The sequence below is a fragment of the Actinoallomurus soli genome (assembly GCF_024055715.1).
In the GTDB taxonomy this organism is placed as follows: domain Bacteria; phylum Actinomycetota; class Actinomycetes; order Streptosporangiales; family Streptosporangiaceae; genus Actinoallomurus; species Actinoallomurus soli.
This window is the reverse complement of sequence record NZ_JAMXMV010000003.1, coordinates 141,442-165,118: the sequence shown is the minus strand read 5'-3', so window position 1 is coordinate 165,118 and position 23,677 is coordinate 141,442. Positions and strand designations below refer to the sequence as shown.

At 71.1% G+C, this 23,677-nt stretch carries 25 protein-coding genes and 1 tRNA gene; 13 read left to right on the top strand and 13 right to left on the bottom strand.

Annotated elements, in window-relative coordinates; all coding sequences use genetic code 11:
• Window positions 1-93 precede the first annotated feature (93 nt).
• The gene (locus tag NDW01_RS09985) at window positions 94-906 is read left to right on the top strand and encodes an SAM-dependent methyltransferase (RefSeq protein WP_252819100.1); all 813 of its coding nucleotides are present in this window, start codon (window positions 94-96) and stop codon (window positions 904-906) included.
• Window positions 907-936: 30 nt separating this feature from the next.
• Window positions 937-1,683, top strand: a complete 747-nt coding sequence (locus tag NDW01_RS09980; protein WP_252778134.1) for a phosphoglyceromutase — start codon at window positions 937-939, stop codon at window positions 1,681-1,683.
• Between the two features lie 68 nt (window positions 1,684-1,751).
• Here the strand turns inward: NDW01_RS09980 and phoU are convergent, their stop codons facing one another.
• Window positions 1,752-2,408 (bottom strand): phosphate signaling complex protein PhoU, encoded by a 657-nt coding sequence (gene phoU, locus NDW01_RS09975; protein ID WP_252819096.1) that lies wholly within the window; start codon window positions 2,406-2,408, stop codon window positions 1,752-1,754.
• Between the two features lie 159 nt (window positions 2,409-2,567).
• On the opposite strand from phoU, the gene NDW01_RS09970 reads away from it, so the two are divergent.
• Complete coding sequence (locus NDW01_RS09970) at window positions 2,568-3,740, top strand: sensor histidine kinase (protein WP_406566957.1); 1,173 nt, start codon at window positions 2,568-2,570, stop codon at window positions 3,738-3,740.
• Window positions 3,740-4,426: a response regulator transcription factor gene (locus NDW01_RS09965; RefSeq protein ID WP_252819093.1), complete on the top strand. Its 687-nt coding sequence runs from the start codon at window positions 3,740-3,742 to the stop codon at window positions 4,424-4,426. The genes NDW01_RS09970 and NDW01_RS09965 overlap by 1 nt, the downstream gene beginning before the upstream one ends.
• Window positions 4,427-4,988: 562 nt before the next feature.
• Here NDW01_RS09965 and NDW01_RS09960 read toward each other — a convergent pair.
• Window positions 4,989-5,888 (bottom strand): hypothetical protein, encoded by a 900-nt coding sequence (locus NDW01_RS09960; protein WP_252819090.1) that lies wholly within the window; start codon window positions 5,886-5,888, stop codon window positions 4,989-4,991.
• Window positions 5,889-6,149: 261 nt separating this feature from the next.
• Window positions 6,150-6,872 (bottom strand): hypothetical protein, encoded by a 723-nt coding sequence (locus tag NDW01_RS09955; protein WP_252819087.1) that lies wholly within the window; start codon window positions 6,870-6,872, stop codon window positions 6,150-6,152.
• A 284-nt stretch (window positions 6,873-7,156) separates the two neighbouring features.
• Between NDW01_RS09955 and NDW01_RS09950 the strand changes: the two genes are divergently transcribed.
• Both NDW01_RS09950 and ispF read left to right on the top strand, forming a co-directional pair.
• The gene (locus tag NDW01_RS09950) at window positions 7,157-7,639 is read left to right on the top strand and encodes a CarD family transcriptional regulator (RefSeq protein WP_252778128.1); all 483 of its coding nucleotides are present in this window, start codon (window positions 7,157-7,159) and stop codon (window positions 7,637-7,639) included.
• 25 nt (window positions 7,640-7,664) lie between these two features.
• Complete coding sequence (gene ispF, locus NDW01_RS09945) at window positions 7,665-8,126, top strand: 2-C-methyl-D-erythritol 2,4-cyclodiphosphate synthase (protein ID WP_252819084.1); 462 nt, start codon at window positions 7,665-7,667, stop codon at window positions 8,124-8,126.
• 146 nt (window positions 8,127-8,272) lie between these two features.
• Here the strand turns inward: ispF and fahA are convergent, their stop codons facing one another.
• The gene (fahA, locus tag NDW01_RS09940) at window positions 8,273-9,478 is read right to left on the bottom strand and encodes a fumarylacetoacetase (protein ID WP_252819838.1); all 1,206 of its coding nucleotides are present in this window, start codon (window positions 9,476-9,478) and stop codon (window positions 8,273-8,275) included.
• 129 nt (window positions 9,479-9,607) lie between these two features.
• On the opposite strand from fahA, the gene NDW01_RS09935 reads away from it, so the two are divergent.
• Together NDW01_RS09935 and NDW01_RS09930 are read left to right on the top strand one after the other, a co-directional pair.
• Window positions 9,608-10,060: a hypothetical protein gene (locus tag NDW01_RS09935; protein ID WP_252819082.1), complete on the top strand. Its 453-nt coding sequence runs from the start codon at window positions 9,608-9,610 to the stop codon at window positions 10,058-10,060.
• Window positions 10,047-10,565 carry a DUF3995 domain-containing protein gene (locus tag NDW01_RS09930; protein WP_252819080.1) on the top strand — a complete coding sequence of 173 codons (519 nt, stop codon included), beginning with the start codon at window positions 10,047-10,049 and terminating at the stop codon, window positions 10,563-10,565. The genes NDW01_RS09935 and NDW01_RS09930 overlap by 14 nt, the downstream gene beginning before the upstream one ends.
• Before the next feature lie 117 nt (window positions 10,566-10,682).
• On the opposite strand, the gene NDW01_RS09925 is transcribed toward NDW01_RS09930, so the two are convergent.
• Window positions 10,683-12,095 carry a DUF2637 domain-containing protein gene (locus tag NDW01_RS09925; protein ID WP_252819078.1) on the bottom strand — a complete coding sequence of 471 codons (1,413 nt, stop codon included), beginning with the start codon at window positions 12,093-12,095 and terminating at the stop codon, window positions 10,683-10,685.
• 218 nt (window positions 12,096-12,313) lie between these two features.
• Between NDW01_RS09925 and NDW01_RS09920 the strand changes: the two genes are divergently transcribed.
• From NDW01_RS09920 to rlmB, 4 genes are all read left to right on the top strand, one after another.
• A complete protein-coding gene (locus tag NDW01_RS09920; RefSeq protein ID WP_252819076.1) occupies window positions 12,314-13,147 on the top strand; it encodes a DUF6585 family protein in 834 nt (277 codons plus the stop codon).
• A 52-nt stretch (window positions 13,148-13,199) separates the two neighbouring features.
• Complete coding sequence (cysS, locus tag NDW01_RS09915) at window positions 13,200-14,591, top strand: cysteine--tRNA ligase (protein WP_252819074.1); 1,392 nt, start codon at window positions 13,200-13,202, stop codon at window positions 14,589-14,591.
• Between the two features lie 131 nt (window positions 14,592-14,722).
• Window positions 14,723-15,385, top strand: a complete 663-nt coding sequence (locus NDW01_RS09910; protein WP_252819072.1) for a Clp protease N-terminal domain-containing protein — start codon at window positions 14,723-14,725, stop codon at window positions 15,383-15,385.
• A gap of 73 nt (window positions 15,386-15,458) precedes the next feature.
• Window positions 15,459-16,370 (top strand): 23S rRNA (guanosine(2251)-2'-O)-methyltransferase RlmB, encoded by a 912-nt coding sequence (rlmB, locus tag NDW01_RS09905; protein WP_252819069.1) that lies wholly within the window; start codon window positions 15,459-15,461, stop codon window positions 16,368-16,370.
• A 52-nt stretch (window positions 16,371-16,422) separates the two neighbouring features.
• Here the strand turns inward: rlmB and NDW01_RS09900 are convergent, their stop codons facing one another.
• Both NDW01_RS09900 and NDW01_RS09895 read right to left on the bottom strand, forming a co-directional pair.
• On the bottom strand, window positions 16,423-17,334 hold the full coding sequence (locus tag NDW01_RS09900; RefSeq protein WP_252819067.1) for an SDR family oxidoreductase: 912 nt from the start codon (window positions 17,332-17,334) through the stop codon (window positions 16,423-16,425).
• Window positions 17,331-17,942 (bottom strand): TetR/AcrR family transcriptional regulator, encoded by a 612-nt coding sequence (locus tag NDW01_RS09895; RefSeq protein WP_252819064.1) that lies wholly within the window; start codon window positions 17,940-17,942, stop codon window positions 17,331-17,333. Before NDW01_RS09895 ends, NDW01_RS09900 begins: the two co-directional genes overlap by 4 nt.
• A 135-nt stretch (window positions 17,943-18,077) precedes the next feature.
• On the opposite strand from NDW01_RS09895, the gene NDW01_RS09890 reads away from it, so the two are divergent.
• Window positions 18,078-18,150, top strand: a tRNA-Thr gene (locus NDW01_RS09890).
• A gap of 576 nt (window positions 18,151-18,726) precedes the next feature.
• Here NDW01_RS09890 and NDW01_RS09885 read toward each other — a convergent pair.
• The 6 genes from NDW01_RS09885 to NDW01_RS09865 form a co-directional block, all read right to left on the bottom strand.
• Window positions 18,727-19,509: a hypothetical protein gene (locus NDW01_RS09885; RefSeq protein ID WP_252819063.1), complete on the bottom strand. Its 783-nt coding sequence runs from the start codon at window positions 19,507-19,509 to the stop codon at window positions 18,727-18,729.
• Entirely contained in the window at window positions 19,499-21,646 is a 2,148-nt protein-coding gene (locus NDW01_RS09880) for a S1 family peptidase (RefSeq protein ID WP_308211671.1), read from the bottom strand. The genes NDW01_RS09885 and NDW01_RS09880 overlap by 11 nt, the downstream gene beginning before the upstream one ends.
• Window positions 21,643-21,978 (bottom strand): trypco2 family protein, encoded by a 336-nt coding sequence (locus NDW01_RS09875; protein ID WP_252819060.1) that lies wholly within the window; start codon window positions 21,976-21,978, stop codon window positions 21,643-21,645. The genes NDW01_RS09880 and NDW01_RS09875 overlap by 4 nt, the downstream gene beginning before the upstream one ends.
• A gap of 23 nt (window positions 21,979-22,001) precedes the next feature.
• Window positions 22,002-22,298 (bottom strand): hypothetical protein, encoded by a 297-nt coding sequence (locus NDW01_RS44300; RefSeq protein WP_406567708.1) that lies wholly within the window; start codon window positions 22,296-22,298, stop codon window positions 22,002-22,004.
• A 78-nt stretch (window positions 22,299-22,376) separates the two neighbouring features.
• Window positions 22,377-23,051, bottom strand: coding sequence for a hypothetical protein (locus NDW01_RS09870; protein WP_252819056.1), 675 nt, complete (start codon window positions 23,049-23,051; stop codon window positions 22,377-22,379).
• 256 nt (window positions 23,052-23,307) lie between these two features.
• The gene (locus NDW01_RS09865) at window positions 23,308-23,619 is read right to left on the bottom strand and encodes a hypothetical protein (RefSeq protein WP_252819054.1); all 312 of its coding nucleotides are present in this window, start codon (window positions 23,617-23,619) and stop codon (window positions 23,308-23,310) included.
• Between the last annotated feature and the right edge of the window lie 58 nt (window positions 23,620-23,677).

Sequence of the window (23,677 nt, the reverse complement as noted above, 5' to 3'; positions counted from 1 at the left end):
CGTTCCACCCTTCTATGCGTATTGCGCACCATTGGTGGCTTTAAGTAGCTAAACTACCTTGGGTCGCAGGAGTCAGGCCGGAGGGGGCATGGAGTGACGGATCGGGACGAGGCCCCTAAGAGTGTCGATCTGAGCACCCCCAACGCGGCCCGCATGTACGACTACTTCCTCGGCGGCAAGGACAACCTGGCGCCCGACCGTGCCGCCGCCGAGATGGTCCTGGGGATCGCCCCCCAGATCCGGTTCGCCGCCCAGCAGAACCGCGCCTTTCTCGGCCGGGCCGTGCGGTACCTCGCCGAGGCGGGCATCCGGCAGTTCCTCGACATCGGCACCGGGCTGCCCACCCAGAACAACGTCCACCAGGTCGCGCACTCGGTCGTCCCCGACGCCTCCGTCGTCTACGTCGACAACGACCCGGTCGTCCTCGCGCACGGCCGCGCGATCCTCGCCGGCGCCCGGAACGTCCACATCGTCCAGGCCGACCTGCGCCGCCCCGAGGAGATCCTCGAGAACCCCGAGGTTCGCGAGCGCCTCGACTTCGACCGGCCCATCGCGATCCTGCTCGTGGCGATCGTCCACTTCCTCCAGGACGCCGACGACCCCGAGAAGGTCGTGACGCGGTTCCGGGACGCCCTTCCGCCGGGCGGGTATTTCGTGCTGAGCCACGTCTGCGGGGACGCGCTCCCGGAGGCCGTCGAGCCCGTCACCGAGATCTACCGGCGCTCCTCGACCCCGATCATCGCCCGCGGCACGGAGCGGATCCGCGGCCTCTTCGGCGACCTCGATCTGGTCGAGCCCGGTCTGGTCAACGTCTCGGCGTGGCGGCCCGACACGGTCGAGTCCAAGCGGATCGCCGAGCGCTATGCGCAGAGCTACTTCCTCGCGGGTGTCGCCCGGAAACACTGAGGCCGAGACGAGGCACTACGCTCGTTTGCCATGGCGACTTTGGTACTTCTCCGGCATGGCGAGAGCGTCTGGAACGCCGAGGGGCTCTTCACGGGCTGGGTGGACGTCGATCTTTCCGAGAAGGGGGAAGAGGAAGCGGTCACCGGCGGTGACCTGCTGCTCGACGCCGACCTCAAGCTCGACGTCGTGCACACCTCGGTGCTCAAGCGGGCGATCCGCACGGCCAACATCGCGCTCGACGCGGCGGAGCAGCTCTGGATCCCCGTACGGCGGTCCTGGCGGCTCAACGAGCGGCACTACGGCGCCCTGCAGGGCAAGAACAAGGCGCAGACGCGTGAGGAGTACGGCGACGAGCAGTTCATGACCTGGCGCCGGTCGTACGACACGCCGCCGCCGCCGATCGCCGACGACGACCCGCTCTCCCAGATCAACGACCCGCGGTACGCCCTCCTGCCCTCGGAGCTCATCCCGCGCACCGAGTGCCTGGCCGACGTCGTCGACCGCCTGCTGCCGTACTGGTACGACGCGATCGTCCCGGACCTCGCGGCCGGCCGTACGGTCCTGATCGCCGCGCACGGCAACTCGCTGCGCGCCCTGGTCAAGCACCTCGACGGCATCTCCGACGAGGACATCGCCGGTCTCAACATCCCGACCGGCATCCCGCTCCTCTACGAGCTCGACGAGGACTTCGAGCCGCTGAAGAAGGGCGGCGAGTACCTCGACCCCGAGGCCGCCAAGAAGTCCATCGAGGCCGTCGCGAACCAGGGCAAGAAGTGATTTAACGCTTCTCCGACACAAAGAAGATCCCGGCAGCGCTCGCTGCCGGGATCCACTCGTCTCGGGGGCTAGTCGGTGATGTCGGCCGCGTGCTCGCCGGTGACCAGGTAGACGACGTTCTCCGCGACGTGGACCGCGTGGTCGGCGAACCGCTCGAAGTAGCGGCCGGCCAGGGAGATGTCCACGGCCGGCTCGACGCCGTGGCGCCATTTCGGCGACAGCAGCGCGTCGAACAGCTTCCGGTGCAGCCGGTCCATCTGGTCGTCGTCGCCGTCGAGCTCCAGGCCCATCTCGACGTCGTGGGAGGCGATGACACTGCCCGCCTTGGCGATCATGCGCTCGGCGATCTGGCCCATCTCCAGGACGGTCGCCTGCAGCTCCGGCGGGATCGCCGACTCGGGGTGCCGCCGGCGGGCGGTCTTGGCGAGGTGGACGGCGAGGTCGCCCATCCGCTCGATATCGCCGCTCATCCGCAGCGCGGCGATCAGCATCCGCAGGTCGCGGGCGACCGGCTGCTGCCGCGCCATCAGGTCGAAGACCGTCTCCTCGATCTCCGTGTTGAGCTTGTTGACCTGCTCGTCGCAGCTGATGACCTCTTCGGCGAGCCGCAGGTCGGCGTCCAGCAGGGCGGTGCTGGCACGTGTCATGGCCGACCGCACCAGCCGCGTCATCTCCACGAGCTTGTCGGAGAGCCCGTCGAGCTCCTCGTGGTAGGCGTCTCGCATAAAGATCCTTAAAAGAGGCGTGGATATCCAGTTGGCAGCATCGTCGGACGGCATGAACGGTCGCGGAGTTGCAGGTTAACTTTTGACGAACGTCCTTGCGTCCGACCTGGTCCGCGCGCGGAGCCCGGCAGGATTCCGCCTACGATCCAAAGTGTGAACGTGGAGGTTGTCGCCGGACTGGCGAGTGGCGTCGGGCTCCTCACCGGCCTGGTGGCAGGGCTGGCCGTGCGCGCGAGCGAGCGCGCCCAGCGGCCCGCCGACGTCCCCTCGCCGGTCTCCGGGCTGCCCAGCGGCGTGGCGTCCGTGCTGAGCGTCCTCCCGTCCTCGGCGGTCGTCATCGACGGCGAGGACCGTGTGCTGCGCGCCAGTTCGGCCGCCCGTGCCTTCGGCCTGGTCAGCGGGGACCGGCTGCTCGTCGACGAGCTCATCGCCATGGCACGTCTGGTGCGCCGCGACGGGGAGATCCGCGAAGAGGAGATCGAGGTCGTCCACGGCCGCCGGGAGGGCCGCTGGTTCTCGGTCCGGGTCGCGCCCATGGGATCGCATGGTCTCGTCCTCGTCCTCGCCGAGGACCTGACCGAGTTCCGCCGCGTCGAGGCCGTCCGCCGCGACTTCGTGGCGAACGTCAGCCACGAGCTCAAGACGCCCGTCGGCGCGCTGTCCCTGCTGTCGGAGACGGTCGAGGAGGCCGCCGACGACCCGGAGGCCGTGCGCCGCTTCTCCAAGCGCATGCAGCACGAGTCCGCCCGCCTGACCAACGTCATCCAGGACCTCATCACACTCACCCGGTTGCAGGGCGGCGAGGTCGTCGAGCGCCCCCGTACGGTCGCCCTCGACGACGTCGTCCACGACGCCGTCGACCGATGCCGCCTCAAGGCGGAGCCGAAGGAGATCACCCTCGCCATCGGCGGCCGCGACGACCTGCGGGTGTACGGCGACGAGGAGCTGCTGATCACCGCGGTCCGCAACCTCGTCGACAACGCGATCGCCTACAGCCCCGAGCGCACGAGGGTCGTCGTCTGCACGCGCCTGGCCGACGAGAGTCACGCCGAGGTCAGCGTGACCGACCAGGGCATCGGCATCCCCGAGGCCGACCTCGAGCGCATCTTCGAGCGGTTCTACCGCGTCGATCCCGCGCGGTCCCGGCAGACCGGCGGCACCGGCCTGGGACTCGCGATCGTCAAGCACGTCACGACCCGGCACCGGGGCGATGTGAACGTCTGGAGCAAGGAGGGATCCGGCTCGACCTTCACCATCCGCCTTCCGCTGCTTTCCACCTCCGCATCCGCGAAGGAAACACCTGAGCAAGACACCGTACGGGAGGCCCCCTAGTGACCCGAGTGCTCGTCGTGGAAGACGAGGAGTCGTTCAGCGACGCGCTGTCGTACATGCTGCGCAAGGAGGGTTTCGAAGTCGCCGTCGCGGCCACCGGGCCGGACGCCCTGGAGTCCTTCGACCGGTCCGGCGCCGACCTCGTCCTGCTCGACCTCATGCTGCCCGGCCTGCCCGGCACCGAGGTGTGCAGGGAGCTGCGCACCAGGTCGAACGTCCCGGTGATCATGCTGACGGCCAAGGACAGCGAGGTCGACAAGGTCGTCGGCCTCGAACTCGGCGCCGACGACTACGTCACCAAGCCGTTCTCCTCACGGGAGCTCGTCGCCCGCATCCGCGCGGTGCTCCGCCGCCGCGGCGACGGTGAGGAGCTCGCGCCCGCGACCCTGGAGGCCGGGCCGGTCCGCATGGACGTCGAGCGTCACGTCGTGACCGTCTCCGGCAACGAGGTGCCGTTGCCGCTGAAGGAGTTCGAGCTGCTCGAGGTGCTGCTGCGCAACGCCGGGCGGGTGCTCACCCGGATGCAGCTGATCGACCGCGTCTGGGGCGCCGACTACGTCGGGGACACCAAGACGCTGGACGTGCACATCAAGCGCCTGCGGGCCAAGATCGAGCCGGCTCCCTCGACGCCGCGTTTCATCATCACCGTGCGCGGACTCGGCTACAAGTTCGAGCCCGACGAGTAAGCCGCGACGGGAACGGCTCGGCGGGAACGGCTCGGCGGCCGTATCGCCACGGGCTCCTGGCACGCCGGAGCCGCCGCGGTACGAGCCGCCTCGTGGCCGTGCCGCGGTGGGACTCGGGGAACACGGGCGCGGCACGAGCCGGAGCGGTACGCCGCAGAAGGCGCGAGCCGCGATACCGACCGCCGCCAGGAAACGTAAGAGCCGCGATGCAGGCCCCCTGCGAGACCTCCTGGCGCGCGAGGGACGGTTCGAGCCTCTGTGAGGCCCATGGGGCCCGAGAGCCGTCTCGGGCCGCTCTGTGAGACCCGTGGGGGCGAGAGCCGTTTCGGGCCGCCCTGTGAGACGCCTGGAGCCCGAGAGCAGCGCTTCAGGCCGCTCCGCGACACGCCTGGGGTCCCAGCGGTGCGGTTCGGGACCCCGTGCGACATCTGGGCCCCAGAAGTGCGGTTCATGCCTCTGTGAGACGCCTGGGAACGCGAGAGCCCGCCGACCCCGATGCGGAGTCCGGCGGGCTTCGTCGTGGGCGCTCCGTGGCGCTCAGGCCGTCGGAGTGCCGTCGCGCTCAGCCGGTGGGCTTCGCGGAGGCCTTCTTGGCCTTGGCGTGCTTGGTCGGCGTGGCCGCCCCCGCGGTGGGGCTGGTGCTCGCACCCGGCGTCGGGCTCGCGCCCGGCGTCGTGGGGGAGCCCGGGGTGCCCGGCTTCGGGGTGGTCGCGATGGTCCCGCTCGGCGCCGGCGGGTAGGTCGAGTAGTAGTCCGCCCGCGGGATGACGGGGACCGTCACGGTCAGCGAGCCGGCCTGCTGGAAGTGCAGGGTGAGCCGGATGTTCTCGCCGCCGTTCAGCGGGGCCGTGAGCCCGCTGAGGATCACCAGCGGGGTCGCGGCCCCGGTGGTGCCGGCCGGGCTCGACGCGCTCGCGGCGGGGCTGCTCGGCGTGCTCTGAGCGGTGGCCGTGCCCGACTTGCCGGGCTTGGCCTTCTTTCCGGCCTTGCCCGGGGTGCCGCTCGCGCCCGGGGTCGCGGTGGCGCCGGGCGAGGTGGCCGGGGTCGGCGTCCCGCTCGGCGAGGTGCCGGGGGTCGGCACGCCGGCCGGGCGGCCGCCGGACTGCGGGTTGAGCGAGATCAGCTGGTTCGACGGCAGGTCGATGCCCCCGCCCGCGATCTGGACCGACTGCGCGACGCCCGGCGCGTCGACGCCGACGAGCCGGTCCGAGCCGGCCTTGTCGACGATGTAGGCGTAGAACGGCGCGTTGGCGCCCTGGGGAAGTCGCTGGCCGGGGTCGGGGCCGAGCACGAAGGCGTTGCGCACGTCGACGTGGCCCACGGAGGCGTTGACGCCTTCGGTCAGGCGGGTCGGCAGCACCGACTGCGGATGCTGGCCGGCGCCGCAGGCGGACACCAGCGGCGCGACGGCGAAGGCACCGGCGATGGCCATGGCGACGGCCCGGCGACGGTTGCGGCTCACGGCGTCGTTCTCTCCTTGGGCAGGGCTTGGGTCTTCCGAGGCGTGCGGAACGCCCGGTCTGAAGCGTAGCGAGGGTATCCGCACCGGCCTTGACGGGGGGCGGCTTTTGTGGTTCCCCGCGGGTGGGCCGGGTGGTCCCCTCGCGGCGGGCCGGGCGGTTCTCCGGAGGCGGGCCGGGCGGTTCTCCGCCGGCGGGCCGGGCCGGTACCCGGAACGACTCTGCCCGGCGGGCCGTAGGAACGTCCTGCCGGATCGGAGCGCTCAGCTCGGGGTGTGCAGCGCCTGCAGGTCCGGGGCGAGGTTCCGGTTCGGCTGGACGCCACGGACGATCTCGCGGACGATCTTGTCCGGCCGGACGAGCACCGCCGTGAGACCCGCCGCGCGGAAGGCGGTCGAGAGCACTCGCTCGGGATCCTCGGCCGGGATGGCGTCGCCGCGCGGGACCGTGTCGGCGAGCCGCCGTACGTCGTCCGCGTCCTTGCCCGTGCGCCCGTCCGCGATCACCCAGGTCTGGACGCCCTGGCTCACGGCCTGCTGGGCGACGTGCGTGACGGCGGCGTCGCAGCGGCAGTCGCGCGGCACGATCAGGACGACCCCGGCCACGTTGATCAGCGTGTCGACGGGCATCGTCCGGCCGTTGACGACAAGGGTCCCGGACGGCAGGGCGCCACCGGGGTCCCCCGGCCGGTGGCGTACGGCGCCGGTGGGCGGCACCTGGACGGCGTGGTTGACGGGGCGCGGCGAGACGACGGTCATCAGCACTCCGCTGATGAGGGCGACGAGGACGGCGCTGGCGATGAAGGGCGCGGCGATGCCGTAGCGCGTGAAGGGGCGGGCGAGCCGTTGCCACCGCTCGCGGCGGCGTTTCTGGCGCAGCTCACGGCGGTACGCGAGCACGTCGCGGTCGAGTTCCCGCGCGTCGTCCGGGACGACGATGTCGACCTTGGGAAGCCCATAGTCGTCAGGGTCGCCGTGAAGCCCCACGCCACACCTACCTTCTCGGACCGCTGCCGGCCCCACCCGGTCCCGTGCCGCGTCCACAGCGGGATCACGGGCCCGTGTCGGCTCGTCCATCTCCAGTATGAGCCGCTTCCGTCGCCGTGTGAGCGGTGTGGCCCAAACCAATCGCCATGGCCCGGTGTTGCACCGAATTCGTGCTTTGTCAATACCCTAATTACCGCGCTGACCTGCGTATATGTCCGGATGGTCGGTTCAGCAGGTCCCTGCAGCGTGCTACCCTTATCCATAGCGGAAGGGGTACTTGTCACATGACTTTCAAGGTCGGCGACACTGTCGTCTACCCCCACCATGGGGCTGCTCGGATCGAAGCCATCGAGACTCGTGCCATCAAAGGTCAGGACAAGACCTACCTGGTCCTGAAGGTCGATAAGGGCGATCTCACCGTTCGCGTTCCCGCGGAGAACGCCGAGCTGGTCGGTGTTCGTGACGTCGTGGGCCAGGAGGGGCTTGAGAAGGTGTTCGAGGTGCTTCGCGCACCCTACACCGAAGAGCCCACGAACTGGTCGAGGCGTTACAAGGCGAACCTCGAGAAGCTCGCATCCGGCGACGTCAACAAGGTCGCCGAGGTCGTCCGAGACCTGTGGCGGCGTGACAAGGAGCGCGGCCTGTCGGCCGGCGAGAAGCGGATGCTGGCCAAGGCGCGGCAGATACTGGTCAGCGAGCTGGCGCTGGCCGAGAAGACCAACGAGGACAAGGCCGAGGCCCTCCTCGACGAGGTCCTGGCCAACTAGCGTCTTGGCGACTCGGTTTCCACGGGTGGGCGTCGGAGTCGACGTCCACCCGTTCGCTTCGGGCCGTCCACTCCGGGTGGCGGGCCTCGACTGGCCCGGTGAGGGCGACGGCCTCGCGGGACACTCCGACGGTGACGTGGCGGCGCACGCGGCCTGCGACGCGCTGCTGTCGGCCGCCGGTCTCGGCGATCTGGGCGCGGTCTTCGGCACCGCCGACCCGCGCTGGGCGGGCGCCTCCGGCGTCGAGCTCCTACGGGAGGTCGACCGCCGCATCACGGCGGCCGGGTACACGATCGGCAACGTCTCGATCCAGGTCATCGGCGTACGCCCGCGGATCGGCAAGCGCCGCGCGGAGGCGGAGAAGACGCTGAGCGAGGCGCTCGGCGGCATCCCGGTCAGCGTGGCCGGCACCACGACGGACGGGCTCGGCCTCACGGGCCGCGGAGAGGGCCTGGCCGCCATCGCCACGGCCCTCGTCCTCGTCTGACTCCACGGCGCGTCCGACCTCCCGGCGCTCCTCGGCGGGTCACGGTCCCGGCGTCCTTTGGCCGTGTCGTGGGTCCGGCGTTCCTTCGTGTGCCCGGCGCGGCCCCGGAGAGCACGTCGCCCGGGTGGTGCGCCGCGGGCACGGGGTCAGTGGAGCGCCGGCAGGACGGTGCCCGTGACCTCGCCGAACCCGATCGGCGCGCCGCCGGGCCCGCTCGCGGTCGCCCGGATCCGTACGGTGTCGCCGTCCTCCAGGTAGGCCCGGCGCCCGTCGGGGAGCTCCAGGGGCTCGCGGCCGTCCCAGGTGAGCTCGATGAGGCTGCCGCGCTGATCCCGCTCCGGCCCGGACACCGTCCCCGAGGCCATCAGGTCACCGGTGCGCAGCGCCGCGCCGTTCACGGTCGCGTGCGCGAGCTGCTGCGGCGCTGTCCAGTACATCGTCGCGAACGGCGGGCGGCTCACCACGTGCCCGTTCAGCTCGACCTCCAGAGTCAGATCCAGCCCCCACGGCTCGTCGCAGCGCAGGTACGGCAACGGCTGCGGGTCCTGGGCCGGCGGGGCCGTACGGGCGCTCTCGAGGGCGGCCAGGGGTACCACCCAGGGTGAGACGGACGTCGCGAAGGACTTGCCGAGGAACGGCCCGAGCGGCTGGTACTCCCACGCCTGGATGTCGCGGGCGCTCCAGTCGTTCACCAGCACGAAGCCGAACACGTGGTCGCGGAACCCGGTCGTCGGCACGGGCCGGCCCGGTTCCGAGGGCACGCCCACGACGAAGCCGACCTCCGCCTCGATGTCCAGCTTGACCGAGGGCCCGAACACCGGCCCGTCCTCGGTCCTGCGCTGCCCGCGCGGCCGTACGATCGGCGTCCCGGACGGCACGACGGTGCCGGACCGGCCGTGGTACCCGATCGGCAGGTGCAGCCAGTTGGGCGGCAGCGCTTCGGCGTCCGGGCGGAAGATCCGGCCGACGTTCGTCGCGTGGTCGCGCGAGGAGTAGAAGTCGACGTAGTCGGCGACCTCGAACGGCAGGTGCAGCTCCACCTCGCCCGGCGGGGCCAGGTGCGGCTCGACCCGGCCTCGGTGCTCCGAATCGGTGAGCAGCACGGTCAAGCGGTCCCGGGTCGCCTCCCAGGCGGGGCGTCCGGCGGACATGAACGCGTTGAGCGTTCCGGCGGCGAACCACCGCCGGTCGGCGAGCAGCCCCGCCGCCGCGAGTCCGGCCAGGTCCAGCACCTGATCACCGATGGCGACCCCCACCCGCGGCGACTCGCCGCGCCGGGAGAACACGCCGTACGGCAGGTTCTCGATCCCGAATCCGCTGCCCTCGGGCACGTCGACCCACGTCTCCATGATCCCTACCTTCCCAGGCGCGCCCGCAGGTCCGAAAGGACCCACGGAGTCGGTCATCCTCCCTCTCGCGGGTGAGCGGGATCCCTCGTCTCCGGGAATCGGCGTCCGACGCGCGCTGGCTACGGTCACGGAATGGTCCTCTTCGATCGGCCGCGACGCTGGCCTGGATGCGCGGTCGCGGTGTTGTTCCTGGGATACGCGGCGGGCAAGGCCGCGTTCGCGGCGCAGTCCCGGCTGGGGTTCCCCGGCGGGCCGCCGGTGTCGGCCGCCGAGAAGGAGCACTACTTCCTGGACGCGGCGACGGCGCAGTGGATGGCGACCGCGACCGGTCTGCTCGGCGCGTGCATGGCGCTCGCCACGGTCACCTCGCTCGGGCGGCGACTGCCGCGTAAGGCGATGCTGGCGGGGCTCGCGGTGATGCTGGCGGCCGTCGGCGCCGGCGCGGTGATCATGGCGGTCGACGGGTTCGTCGGGATGGGCGTGGGCTGGCGCTGGTACCACGGCATCCTCGGGATCGTCGCGGCCGGGCTGGTGGCGGCGATGACCCGGTCCTTCGTCGTGGTGACGCGACGTGCCGGGGTCTGACCGGGTGCGGGCCGGCGCGTACGGCGCGGCCGCCTGCGCGACCGCTTACGGGTCGATGAAGCTGGCCCAGGCGTTGGGGGCGAACGCGCTGGCCGACCGGGATCCGCTGCCTCCGGACCTCCGTGCGCGGCTGCTCGCGCGCGACCCGTTGTTCGTGGCGAGCCACTGGGCACTGGCCGGGGCCGCGGTGATCGGGGTCGTCGTCGCGCTGGCGACCGTGCGGCCCTGGGGCACGGCCATCCCGCGCCGGCCGCTGCTCGTGATCACCTGGACGCTGGGCACCATCATGATCGTTCGGTCGGTCGGGCCGCTGGGCCTCGGGTTCGCCGGCGACGGGCTGCTGCTGGCGGGGGTCCGCCCGGCGCCGGCCGGGCACGCCGCGCTGGTCCGCAGTCTGGCGCGCTGGGATCTCCTGCTGTGGTCGCCGTTCTTCCTGCTGTGGGGGGTGTGCTGGGTGACTGCCGGGTGGCGGCTGGCGAGGAGCCGGCCCGCGAGCGCGGCGTGACGCCGCCGGGCGTCCCTGCCGGGGCCCGGCCCAGGGGACGAGCCGACCGCGAGCGGGCCGGTGACACGGCCGGGCGTCCCTGCCGGGGGCTCGGCCGCACGCGCGGCCCTGGACGGGTCAGCCCCGCGGCGGAGTGGGAGAGCTGCGGAACGTGCTCGACGGCGGCGTCGACGCCACGTCCTCCTCGTCGGAGGCGCTGCCAGGACCGGCCGGACGCCCGCCCTCCGGCGGGCTCCACGGTCCGTCGTCACCGGCCTCGGCGCCGGCGTCCGGGTTCTCGGCACGGTCGTCGGCGTACGCGTCCTCCTGCTCACCGGCGGGCGTCTCGCCGGCCACGCCGGTTATCGGGATGCCGTCCGGATCGGTGTCGCGGAGCCTGATCCCGTCCGGCTGCGTGTCGCCGAGCCGCCTGGTCTGCGGCGGCCCGACCAGCCGGACGTCGGTCGGCAGCGAGGTCCGGGCCACCCAGCGCGGCGGCGGCTCTTCCTGCTCGGGGTCCACGGGCGTGTCCTGCACGGGCACCATCACCTCCGCGTCGGTATCCGGTACGAGGTCGTCGTCCGGCTCGGTGCGTTCCGCGGGCCGGGAGGTCTCGTCGGTGTCCTGCGCGGCCTCGGGCTCCGCGCCCGGAGGCAGGGCGGGGCCGGGCTGCCACGCGCGATCCGCCTGCCGCTCCAGTTCGGGCGGGAGCGCCGGTTCCGGATCCGCTGCGACGGGGGCGGCCGGGCGGGGCAGGGGGATCCGGTCCTCGCGGGTCCGATCCGGTGCGGTCTCCGGCTCGCCGTCCGCCTCCGCGACGCCGTCGTGGCGCGCCCCGGCCGGTGGGAGGTCCGGGTCCGTCTCCCGGCCCGGTACGGTCCCGGGTTCGGGTCGGGGCTCGTCCGACGCGGTCGTCACCGCGCTCTCGCGCGGCCGGTCCCGTACGGCGTCGTGGCCGGGTTCCAGGGCGAGGGGCGGGGCCGGGCGGGGGAGCGGCCGGGTCTCGGCGTACGCCTCGTCCCCGAGACCGGGGATGAACGCCCGGTCGCCGTCCGTCGTGTCCGGCGGGGAGTCCGGGGCCGCGGGGGCCGCCGGTGGCACGGCGTCGCGCCGCCGGGTCCGTACGAGCTGTTTGATCATGGAGAGCCACAGCCAGACGGCGACGGCGAGGATCACCCAGGGCGCCGCCGCGACCCCTCCGGACAGCCACGTGCGGGACAGGCCGCCGTAGCCGTGGACCGCGCGTTCGACCCCGGCCGCGCCGGCGCCGACGATCAGCGCGAGGAGCAGCAGCCAGCGGATCGCGCGCGCCCACCAGGGGGACCGGCGCGCGGTGAGGATCGACAGGATCGTCACGACGATCAGGCCGTCGACCATGCCGGGGTACAGGAACGCCCGGTGCCGGTCCGCGCCGCCCTGGAGGGCGAGCGCTCGCAGGTCGTCGTAGGACAGCACGAACGTCGCGCCGGCCAGCGCCGCGACGCCGACGCCGCCGGCCGCCGTCAGCAGCCGCCGCTGCGCCGTGGAGTACGGAGCGGGGGAGTCACTCATAGCAGGGAAGCCAACCATCGTCTCGGAGGGTTCCCTTATCTTGACCGGATCAACGTGCTCCTGCTCTCACCGCGCGCCCGCGTGTCGCCCGGCTCGGCGCGGGAGGGGTCCGAGCCGCGTCCGATCGGGACCGGGGAAGTGGCCGGATCCGGCGCTCCGGCTTCAAGGCGCCCGCTGGTGGGTATGCGGGCGGTCGTATGTCAGATTCTTCCCTCTTCATGGTGAAAACAGGGACCGCGGCCGATCTCCCGGCTCGGGTCCGCCGGGCCGCCGAGGACGCGCGGGTCGGCGAGTTCCGGGCCGTGTACCGTCCCCGGTCCGCAGACCGGCGGTCCCGCACGTGGCTCGTGCTGCTCGGCCTGCCGGGTCTCGTGCTGCTGCCCTTCGCCGTCGCGTTCCTGCTCGACGGCTTCGGCTGGGCGTCCGGGCTCTCCCTGCTGCTCACCGCCGCGTACCTCGGCGCGGCCGGCCGCGTCCTCGTACAGGAGGTCCTGCCGGGACAGAGCCCGACGACCGTCCACCTGTTCGAGGACGGCGTCGTGCTGTCCTCCTGGCGCGCGGTGACCCCGTTCACGTGGGACGCCGTCACGGAACTGCGCGTCTCCGGCGTACGGTCGGCCGCGACCGGCGTGGCCACGTGGCACCTGACATTGTCCGGCCGGCCCGGGACCGAGGGGGAGGCCCTGATCGACGGGGACGTCCCCGGCGCCCGCGAACTGGTCGAGACCGTTTCCCGCGAGGTGACCGAACGGGTGCTGCCGAAGTACCTGTCCCGCGTCGAGACCGGCGGCAAGGTGCGCCTCGGGCCCTTCAGCGTCACCCGCCAGGGCATCGCCAAGGACGGCGAGTTCGTCCCCTGGGAGAACGTCGACCGGGTGGAGATCGAGGGCGGAATGGTCCACGTCGACCGCTCCGACCGCCCGGCGGGGCTGACGGCGATCGCCGCCGAGGTCCCGAACGCCGTGGCGTTCGGCGAGCTGACACGGCGGCTGCGCGGCGACGTACGGCCGGACGGGAACGGCGGACGATCGGTGAGGTCAATGAATGGGTGAGGGACGCGATTTCAGTCACGGGAGACGACCGGCATCGAATAGCCTCTTACGCGTGAGCCTGCGCCTATACGACACCGGTACCCGTGGCATCCGCGAATTCGTCCCGCTGCAGGCGGGCCGGGCGGGGATCTACGTCTGTGGTGCCACCCCGCAGGCCGCTCCGCACATCGGGCACATGCGCTCCGGTGTGATCTACGATCTCGTCTACCGCTGGCTGCTCGCCTCCGGATACGACGTGACGTTCGTCCGGAACATCACCGACATCGACGACAAGATCATCCGGGTCTCGGCGGAGACCGGCGTCCCGTGGTTCGCGGTGGCCGAGGCCAACCAGCGCGTCTTCGGCCGCGGCTACGACGCGCTCGGCTGCCTGCCGCCGACCATCGAGCCGCGCGCGACGGGCCACGTCCCCGAGATGATCGTGCTGATGCGCCGCCTCATCGAGGCCGGCCACGCGTACACCGTCGAGGGCGACGTCTACTTCGACGTGGCGTCCTGGGCCGAGCATTACGGCGCGCTGTCCAACCAGCGGCTCGACAGCATGCGCCCGGCCGGGGACACGCCCAACGAGGCGGCGAAGCGCGACCCGCGCGACTTCGCGCTGTGGAAGGGCGCCAAGCCGGGCGAGCCGAGCTGGGAGACGCCCTGGGGTCCCGGCCGCCCCGGCTGGCACCTCGAGTGCTCGGCGATGTCGACCAAGTACCTCGGCGCGACGTTCGACATCCACGGCGGCGGCGTCGACCTGATCTTCCCGCACCACGAGAACGAGCTCGCGCAGTCGAGCGCGGCCGGCGACGGGTTCGCCCGCTACTGGCTGCACAACGGCCTGCTCACCGTGAACGGCGAGAAGATGAGCAAGTCCGTCGGCAACGTCGTGCTGCTCACCGACCTGCTCGACCGCGCCCGGCCGGTCGAGGTCCGCTACTACCTCGCCGCCGCGCACTACCGGTCGATCATCGACTACTCCGACGAGGCGCTCCGCGAGGCCGCGGTGGCCTACCAGCGCGTCGAGGGGTTCGTGACCCGCGCCGTCGAGCTGGCCGGGCGGGTCGAGCCCGGTGCCCTGCCGGCCCCGTTCACCGACGCGATGAACGACGACCTCGGGGTGCCGCAGGCGCTGGCCGTCGTGCACGAGGCGGTCCGCGAGGGCAACACCGCGCTCGCCACCGGCGACAAGGACACCGTGATCCGCGTCCTCGCCGAGGTGCGCGCGATGCTCGGCGTCCTCGGCCTCGACCCGCTGTCGGAGCAGTGGGAGGGCGCGGCCGGCGACCTTCGCGACGTCGTCGACGCGCTCGTGTCGGTGGCCCTGGAGCAGCGGCAGGCGGCCCGTGCCCGCAAGGACTACGCAGCCGCGGACGCCATCCGCGACGGCCTGACCGCCGCCGGCATCGTCATCGAGGACACCCCGCGCGGGCCCCGCTGGGAGCTCAAGCGCTCCTGACCGCACGCCGGGAGGGGCAACGGTGATGGGGCCCCCGATCCGGTTAAGCGTGCCGTTCCGGTGGGGACGTACGGTTCGGGGAGATCGGGACCCACCGGCCGCCCCGGCCGGGCCGTACCTCCCCTGCCGAGGTGGTGCACGTGTTGGAGCGGTTCACCGACACCGCCCGACGAGTCGTCGTCCACGCCCAGGAAGAGGCCCACGCCCTCGAACACGGGCACATCGGCACCGAGCATCTCCTCCTCGGTCTGCTGCGCGGCGACACCGACGGCGCGGTGCGCGCCCTCGATGCCGCCGGCCTCACCCTCGACACCGCGCGCGGGGACGTCGAGGAGCTCGTCGGGAGGGGCACGGCGCCGCCCGACACCGAGGTGCCGTTCACCCCGCGCGCCAAGAAGGTCCTCGAACTGTCGCTGCGCGAGGCACTGCAGTTCGGCCACGACTACATCCGCAGCGAGCACATCCTCCTCGGCCTCATGCGGGAGACCGAGGGCACCGGCGCCCGGATCCTCCGACGGTGCGGCGTCGACACCCTCGAACTGCGCCGCGACGTCATGACCTTCCTCCGCAGCCCCGAGCCGCCCCCTGACGAGCCGCCGACGGCACCCCCGGTACGACCGGCCGGGGAGGAGGGCCCGCGAGCGGCGGGGGAGGGGTCGCGGTCGGCGGCCGAGCATGTGACGGGGCCGCAGCCGCCGGAGACGGCGATCGAACGACGCCTGAGCGCCATCGAGCACCGTCTGGAGCGCATCGAGCGGCTCCTTCGGGACGGCCCGGGTCCCGGTTCCGCGTAGAGTCTGGTGGGGGGCGAAAGATCGCCCGTTCTGGGGGCGGGACAGCGCCCTGTGCACCAGCGGAGGGCAAACCATGGCGAAGCGTCGCAAAAAGGGGCCGAGTCACACCCCGAAGGCCGAGGACCGGCACTGGTACGGCAACCGGCAGGTCGCCCGTGCCGCCAAGTCGGCGACGCGGACCGGCACGGCCACCGTCGGCTCGCGCCGTACGCCCTCGTCGTCCGCTCCCGCCGAGCGCACCGGCCGGCGATCCGCGCCCGAAGGACCCGAGCTGGTCACCGGCCGTAACCCGGTCGTCGAGGCCCTGCGCGCGGGCATCCCGGCGAGCGCCCTCTACGTCATGACCGGCGCGTCCGACGACCGCGTCCGCGAGTCAATCAAGCTCGCCACGGACGCCGGTGTGCCGCTGCTCGAGGCCGGCCGGACCGAGCTCGACCGGATGACCGACCGGGCCGTGCACCAGGGCATCGTCCTGCAGGTCCCCGAGTACCGCTACGCGCACCCCGACGACCTGCTGCAGCGCGGCACCCCCCAGCTCATCGTGGCCCTCGACGGGGTCACCGACCCGCGCAACCTGGGGGCGATCGTCCGGTCGGCCGCCGCGTTCGGCGCGAACGGCGTGCTCGTCCCCGAGCGCCGCGCGGCCGGCGTGACCGCCGGAGCGTGGAAGACCTCCGCCGGCACCCTCGCCTCGGTCCCGGTCGCCCGCGCCACGAACCTCGTACGGACCCTGAAGTCGTACCAGAGCGCCGGCCTGTTCGTCGCGGGCCTCGACGCCCGGGGCGCGGTCGGCGTCGGCGACCTGGAGGCCGCGAGCGGCCCGCTCGTGCTCGTCGTCGGCTCGGAGGGCAAGGGCCTGTCGCGCCTCGTCGCCGAGACCTGCGACCTACTGGTCACCATCCCCATGGGCCCGAAGGCCGAGTCCCTGAACGCCGGCGTCGCGGCGGGCATCGCCATGTACGAGATCTCCCGCCGCCGCTCCTGACCACAGCGCCGAGGTTCTTCGCGCCCACGGCGACGAAGAACCTCGGCACAAGTCAGCGATAGTCCTCGACGGGGGCGTCCTTCTTACCGAAGTAGACCTCCTCGAAGAAACGGCTCGCCTCCGGCTGCGAGCCGTCGAGGTCGGTGAACCCGTAGTGCTTGGCCAGCACCCCGGACGACAGCGCCCTGCCGGACCAGCGGCCCACCTCCGGGTCGGCGGCCAGCGCGGCGACCGCCCGCCCGATGTACCGCGGCGTCTCCGAGATCGCGAACCACTGGTCCTTGGCGATCCCGTCCCGCCAGTTCTCCTCGGTGACGCCGAAGTGCTCCAGGACCTCCTCCGACCGCAGGAACCCGGGCGTCAGCGACAGTGACGTGACCCCGTGCGGGGCCAGCTCGTCCCGCAGCATCTTGCCGAGCCGCGTGATCGCCACCTTCACCATGTCGAAGAACATCGAGCCCCGGTAGCGGTCGTTGAACATGTCGTCCCCGTCGGTGACCTCGACGACCAGCCCCCGCCCCCGCCGTACGAGCAGGGGAAGGACCGTGTGCAGCGTGATCAGATGGGTCTCCAGGCCGTTGCGGAGCGCCCGCAGGCCGTTGTCCAGGTCGTGCTCCCAGAGCGGCTTCCACTCGACCCACTGATCGCCGCCCCAGGTGTCGTCGACGAGGACGTCCAGACGGCCGTCCTGCTCCTCCTCGATCCGCTGCACCAGCGCCCGTACGTCGGCGGGGACCATGTGGTCGCAGCGCACCGGAATGCCCCGGCCGCCCGCCTCCGTGACCAGCTCGGCGGTCTCCTCGATCGTCTCCGGACGGCCCAGCGGGCTGCGTGCCTCCCGCGTCGTACGGCCGGTGACGTACACCGTCGCACCGGCCGCACCCAACTCGACCGCCATGCCGCGACCGGCCCCCCGGGTGCCCCCGGTGACCAGCGCGACCTGTCCCTTCAACGGACCGGTCACATACCCTCCTCGATCATCGCTTCCGAATCGCGGCACCAGCCGGCGAGCACCGCGCCGAGGTCGGTACGCAGCCGGTCGCGGAGGCTCCCCGCCGGCCGCGCCGACCAGTGCAGCGCCGTGCCGTCGGTGACCGCGGCCAGGATCCGCGCGGCCACCGCGGGAGGGGGCGCCGCCGGCAGCCGGCCCTCCCGCACCGCCCGGTCGAGGAGAGGGACCAGCCCCTCCTCCAGTGCCGCGTGCAGGTCCGCCAGCAGCCCGCGCAGCTCCTCATCGGCCAGGTCGACGGCCAGCTGCGCCAGGTTGTTGGCCGCCCGTGCGGGATCGTCCAACGGCGCGAACGCGTCGACCAGCACGTCGACCACCATGCCCAGGGGATCGCCGTCCGTCTCCGCGGCCGCGCGCATGCCCTCCCGAGCGGACCCCACCGCCGTCCTGGTCATCGCCGCCAGGAGCCCGTGCTTGGACCCGAACCGCTGCGCCACCGTCCCCACGGCGACCCCGGCCTCCCGCGCGACGTCCGCCAGCGTGAACCCTGGCCCCAACCGGCTGATCACCGCCGCGGCGGCCGTCAGCAGACGCTCATCGGTGAACTTCCTCGGCCGTGCCACGCCGTTATTGAAGCACGGTTCATTAACTGGTGCCAGGCGCCGAACGATCGAGGTGGCGATGAGGGCAACGCGCCAGGAACGGAGTCTGACTCGCGGCGTATACGCGCTATCGTGGTGAGGCTGCGAAAGCAGCACGCCTCCGTAGCTCAGCTGGCAGAGCGTCCGCCTTGTAAGCGGCAGGTCGCCGGTTCGATCCCGGCCGGAGGCTCTCGTTTTCCCAGGTGAGAGCCTGGGGCGGGATCAACTGGACACGCCTTCTTGACGGCAACGGCGAACACCGTAGAGCGGACGGTCGAGCTGGCCGAGACTGGTGCGCCGACTTTGCCGGGGTTCAGGAGAAGGCCGGCCGACGAGCATTGGTGGTAGCGGGGAGGACATCCAGGCTGAGGCGCACCGTCGTCGCCCTGAGCTGGTCGATCCCAGCGTCAGGTCAAGGCGCGCGCCGAACTCGCCGTCGACGGCTGTGGCCCATCAAGCGCTCCTCTCGAACACGTGAGAGGTGGCCAGATCGTGCTCTGCTTCGCACTGCTTCTCGGCCGCGATTGCTCGGTTGATATCGGCGGTCTGAGTCGCGGACGTAGCCATAGGCAGCAGCGACCTGGAGGGCCGTCCAGCCATGCGAATCAAAGGGCTTTTGCACGTCCGTGCCCACTCCAGCAAGACCGGCAACATTTCAGAAGACCGCAGCCAGCGCCAACCCGTTCAGCAACGGCGAATGACCGTTGGCCGCGCCGTCAAAACGCCTCCCGTATTCGGCGACTAAGTCCGCCGACTTCGGCGCCCTTTACGGGACCTCTTTCAGCAACTCCAGCAGATCCTCCCTCTTGTACTGCCAGATCCGTGCGACCTCGTGGGGATCACTCAACTGGCCCACGAGCGTGTAATGCCGGGAGATATGCCTCTCTGCCTGGGACTTCGCCTCGGCGGTCTCCATAGGATCGATTCGTTGCGCCAGGCTCGCGATGTCCTCGATCACCAGGGCCCGACGGCCCGGGTAGAGCTTCCACAGAGGCGCAGAGGTACGCCGGAGGAGTATCCGCGCCTCTTCGACCGGGTCGGTGAGAACCTTGGTGTGCGGGGCGAGGTACAGGCTCCATGCGGAATCGAGCACGATCAGCGCACTCACCAACGCGACGTCCTCTTCGCGCCAGGCGGACACATGATCCGGCGGGCGGCTGTCATCGCTCTGGGCCCGTTTGACGTCCTTGGCCGCCCGGACCCACCTCTCGGCGGCGGCCGCGTCGATGCCCGTCTTGGCCGCAAGCTTGCTCGCACCCAGATCGATGACATGAGCGGCGGTGACGATCCCGGCGTACGTGAGATGCCGGGGATTGACCCTGGGATCCTTGCGCAGCAGCGTGACCACCGGCGTTGTCTCCAGCCGGTGCCGGGCACTGCGTCTCTTCTTGGTGTCCTTGGCCCTGAAGGCATCCTTCTTGGCGTCATCCAAGATGACTTTGATTCGGCCACAGACCTCGGGTTCCAATACGATCTGCTCTTTGAGCCACTGCCTGACCGCCTTGCGATCGAACTGGCCGGCCGCGTCGGGGGACGCTTCAAAGGTCACGGTTCCTCCCGTCGCCTGGCGGAAGCCGCCGGGCTCGATCCGGGTCATGAGGGTCCAACAACGCGCGGTACGCCTCGGCACGGTCGCGGGGCGACCGTGATCGCACCCCCTGAACAAGCGGCGTCAGCGGGCTGTTCTTTCCAGTCTCGTACTCGCGTAGCCGTTCCTGGTGCTCCTCGTCCCAGTCGTGCATGCCGCCCCTTCGTGTGAACCTGAAGACGCAGATCATCGCCAGCGCGACGTACACGGTGGTCAGGACGGACCCCAGGTCGTGGACCAGCACACCCACGACCACAGGCGCCACCAGCACACCGACGGTTCGGGCCAACACGGCCCGGGCGTCCGGCCCGCGCCCACCGCCCGCCCAGGTGAGCAGCGGCGGGCGGTATGCCGCGCCGAGCCGTACGACCCCGGGAAGCCGACCCGCGAAGGCGGCCAGCGCGAACAACGCGAACTGCCAGGACGTCTCCCGTGCGATGGCGGGCTCGGGCAGACCCCACACCAGCCAGGTGAGCCCGATCAGGGCCGCGGCCCACTCTGCGATCCAGACCGCGGCCCGAAGCGCCGCGCCGAGCCGGGCAGCGAGCGAACGCCGGCCGACCTCGTAGGCGGCCCACTCCCGGTCGTACCGCTCGGCGGCGGCGCGCGTCACACCGTTCGTCAGCCACTGCTCGCGTTCGCGCACCAGGTCGGCCGTCGCGAACCCGGCGATGTCGGTACGCAGCAGCTTTCCGACAGGGCTGTCGGGGTCAGAGTTCCGCGCGGTCATCTCGTCGTACCACCAGACCGCTCCGGTGGCCGGAGGGGTGACGCGCTCGGCGACAGCGTGTATGACGCGCTGCGTGACGGCGTCGGGAAGGACGGCCGCCAAGAGCATTCCCCGAGAAGGCCCGCTGGCCCACTCTCTGACCTCGATCGGCAGCCGTGTCCCGAACTCCGCGACCAACTCGCACCAGGTGCTCCAGGCCGTGTCCCAGTCGCGTTGCGTCCCGCGGAGCGTCCGTAGCTCGGCGAACTCCGCAAGGGCGTCCAGCAGTCCCCCTGCGCACAGGTCGCGATACAACCGTGCCGCCGGGCCTTCTTCCTCCACGCGGCCGGCCAGGCACGCTTCGGCCAGCGACTCGATCGTCAGGGTCGTCCCGCACCAGACGGCCGGGCCCTGGGGATCCAGCCAGGACAAGAGGCGCAACAGTTTCAGATCGGGCGAGAGATCCGGGCTGGTCAGCCATCGATCGACCAGCTCCAACCGGCTCTCCACATCATCGATGGCCGGGTCGTCGAACTCCCGTATCCATGCCAGCAGGTTCGCCCAGCCCTCGGATGGACGCTCGGCCGTGCCCATGGTCTCGAAGAACCGTCCCCGGGCCATGCTCCACTCGGCGCGTACCGTCTCCGCCAACTGCTCCGGGGTCGAATGCAGTGCGCCGCCGAGCGCCAACTGTGTGCGGTGCCGTGTGACCGCGGGCAATTCGATCATCGTGGGAGCCGTCGAGATGTACTGGGAGAGAGCCTCCACGAACTGCGGGTCGTCCAGGAGCATCCGGCTCTTGGCCGCTTCCAGCCGCCGGTGTCCCCAGTTCCTAGACGCGGCAACCACGACGCCGAGCACATGGCCCCGCGCGAAGAGCGCGGCACCCGACATGCCCTGCCAAGGCGACTCTCCCTTGACCGGCTCAGGAGCCACGTCCTTGATGTCAAGGATGTAACGGTCACGAACAATGCCCGATCCGGGGCGAAGTGCGCATTCGATGTGCTGAACGTCCAGAAGTTCATCGGGACGCCGTTCCGCATGCGGAAAGCCCATCACCTGACAGTCATCGATAGGCGAATCGTCTGGAGGCCGTGCCCAGCGCACAGGTTCCAGCCGAGCGGCCACATCCGTCCTGACGAGGTCGCGATCCGCTAGCAGGAGCGCTACGTCGCTTTGTGGGCTCTGCCAGATGAGGCGGCAGTCTCGCACACCGGTGCCGCGTACGGCCGCCGCCCGTAGGCTGCGCACGTCCGCCACGGCGTGCGCGGCCGTTAGCACCAGCCGGGGCGCCAGCAGATATCCGCTGCCGGTTCGGCCGCTGAGCACGGCGACCACGCGCTCATGCTGGGGGCCTGCCGCGCGGCCGCCTCTCGCAGCGCCCGTCACAGCGGCCCAGCATCGGCCAGGCCAGCCGGGTCTCCCTCACCGTCCGCGGCGATCAGCAAGGGACCGCCGTCGGCCGTCCGGCGAGGAGTCAGGGATAGGGAGACCCGATGGGTACGAACCTGGCTCTTGCCCGCGTTGGCCTCCGCAGAGACGATGTAAGCCCGTATTCCACCGCGGGTCTGCGTGTCCCTGCGCAACTCTACGCTGAATTCGAGATCGATCGGTCCGACCTCGAACGAAACTTCGCTGCCGGCACCTTGGGTGGCGGCTCTCAACAGCTCGTCACGTACGGCTCTGACAGCCTCCGCGAGTTCCATATCGTCCAGTGCCAAACGATGCTCCCGAATCCGTGCCCTCACGCCATTCCGTCAGAAGCAGCGTAAGACAAAGAATCGACGTTGTCTGTCGGGAGTCCGCATGCGGGCCTCACACCGGGGGCGGCGGGCGGTCCGCCCGACGGCGCCGCCCGCACGGTCAGGCGGGACCGTCGGGGAGCAACTGCCGTCATGAGTTCATTCTGCACGTATGTATCATCACCCGAACGATCAAGCGGCCATGCGATGAAGAATCCTGCCTCGGCAGGATTGGGCACCGATGTCAGAAGGCGTGAGACCTCCGCGCCGCCGACCAGCGTTGTAGTGCAGCGACCCACCTCGCTCGGTGCGCTGGGAGGGGTGATGCCTCCGCCGACGGCGGTGACCGCACTGATGCACGGCCGGGATGGGCGTCGTCATGCGGGTATGGCCGTCGCCTGGGCGAGTAGATATTGACCGAGCCGCCGCACGGCGGTGTTCATCTGAGTCCTGTTGATGTCACCCCGGCTGTAGCCGAGCACGAGCACGACATTGCCCCGTCGCGCGTCGAGCCCGGCGCTGCTGCCGTCGGGCTCGTCCGTAGGGGCGAGGCTCCCCATCTTCACCGAGCTCCAAGACTCGTCGGCTCCGGGTATCGGAGCGGTGCTCGACAGCGGACCCGAGGGCTTGTTGGCGCGGAACAAATTCCGGTAGTCGCTCTGGGCGAGCTGCGTGCCCGTCTCCCCGTACCGCGAGTCGTAGTGCCAGGTAATGGTGACGTTGATGCTGCCGGCGCCGCGCGGTGCCTTCGGCCCGTTCCAGTTCGTCGACCATGTGCAGTCGCGGCTCGTCTCGGACGCGTCACTATAGCGCGTGCCCCCGGCGCTCTTGGGTGCGGTGATGTACGTCGAGGCGACCTGGTCGGAAAGCAGCGCGCAGACGTTACCGACCGCCTTGTACCGCGGTCCGGCCGGCGTGGGCGACGGCTTCGCAGGCGTGAGAGTGGTCGGCTCGGTGACGGGCGGATGCGACGAACCGCATGCGTCGGTGCCGGCTGCCAGACCAAGACTCAGGACTGCGGCAGTGAAAAGGCTCGAGGTCCGGCGGGACATCTCAGTGGCTCCTTCGCTTCTCTGGATTCGCGGACGATGAGACTCCTCATGCGTGCCATCGGTTTCGCCGAGCTTTGGGCGAGCTGCGGCGGTGAAGAGCGGCGGATGATCACCGTGAAAGATGCCCGCGACACTTCATCTACGGTCGGACCGACTCGCAGGTACCGAAGCCGAGGCGGCGTCGGGCTTGGGGGAATCGGCCGGATTCAGGGCCAGGTACCGGGGACGCTACTCGACCTTCGGCCCTGGCCTGAGATCACCAGGTCGTGTTGCAGATGGGGACGAATCCAGTGACGCCGGTCGCGATGTCGCGGCCGTGCAACGCCCCCCATGACGTCACGCCGTTGTCGCACGTGTAGGCGGCGCTGGTATAGACGGTGTCGACGTCGAAGCCCTGGCCCGGGTAGCCCAGCCCGAGGATTCCCGAGTAGGGGTTGTCGGACGCCCAGATCCTGACGCCGGCCACCCGGAAATCTGTTCCGGTCCCAGCGTCGGCAGGTGCCGCCAGCGGCCCGACCGCCGCCACCATGGCGCCGGCCATGAGAGCGGCCACCGTGATCTTCCCCATGCGCACTTCGAATCGTCCCCTTGATCGCGGCGGAATGACTTCACGCGAAAATACATGA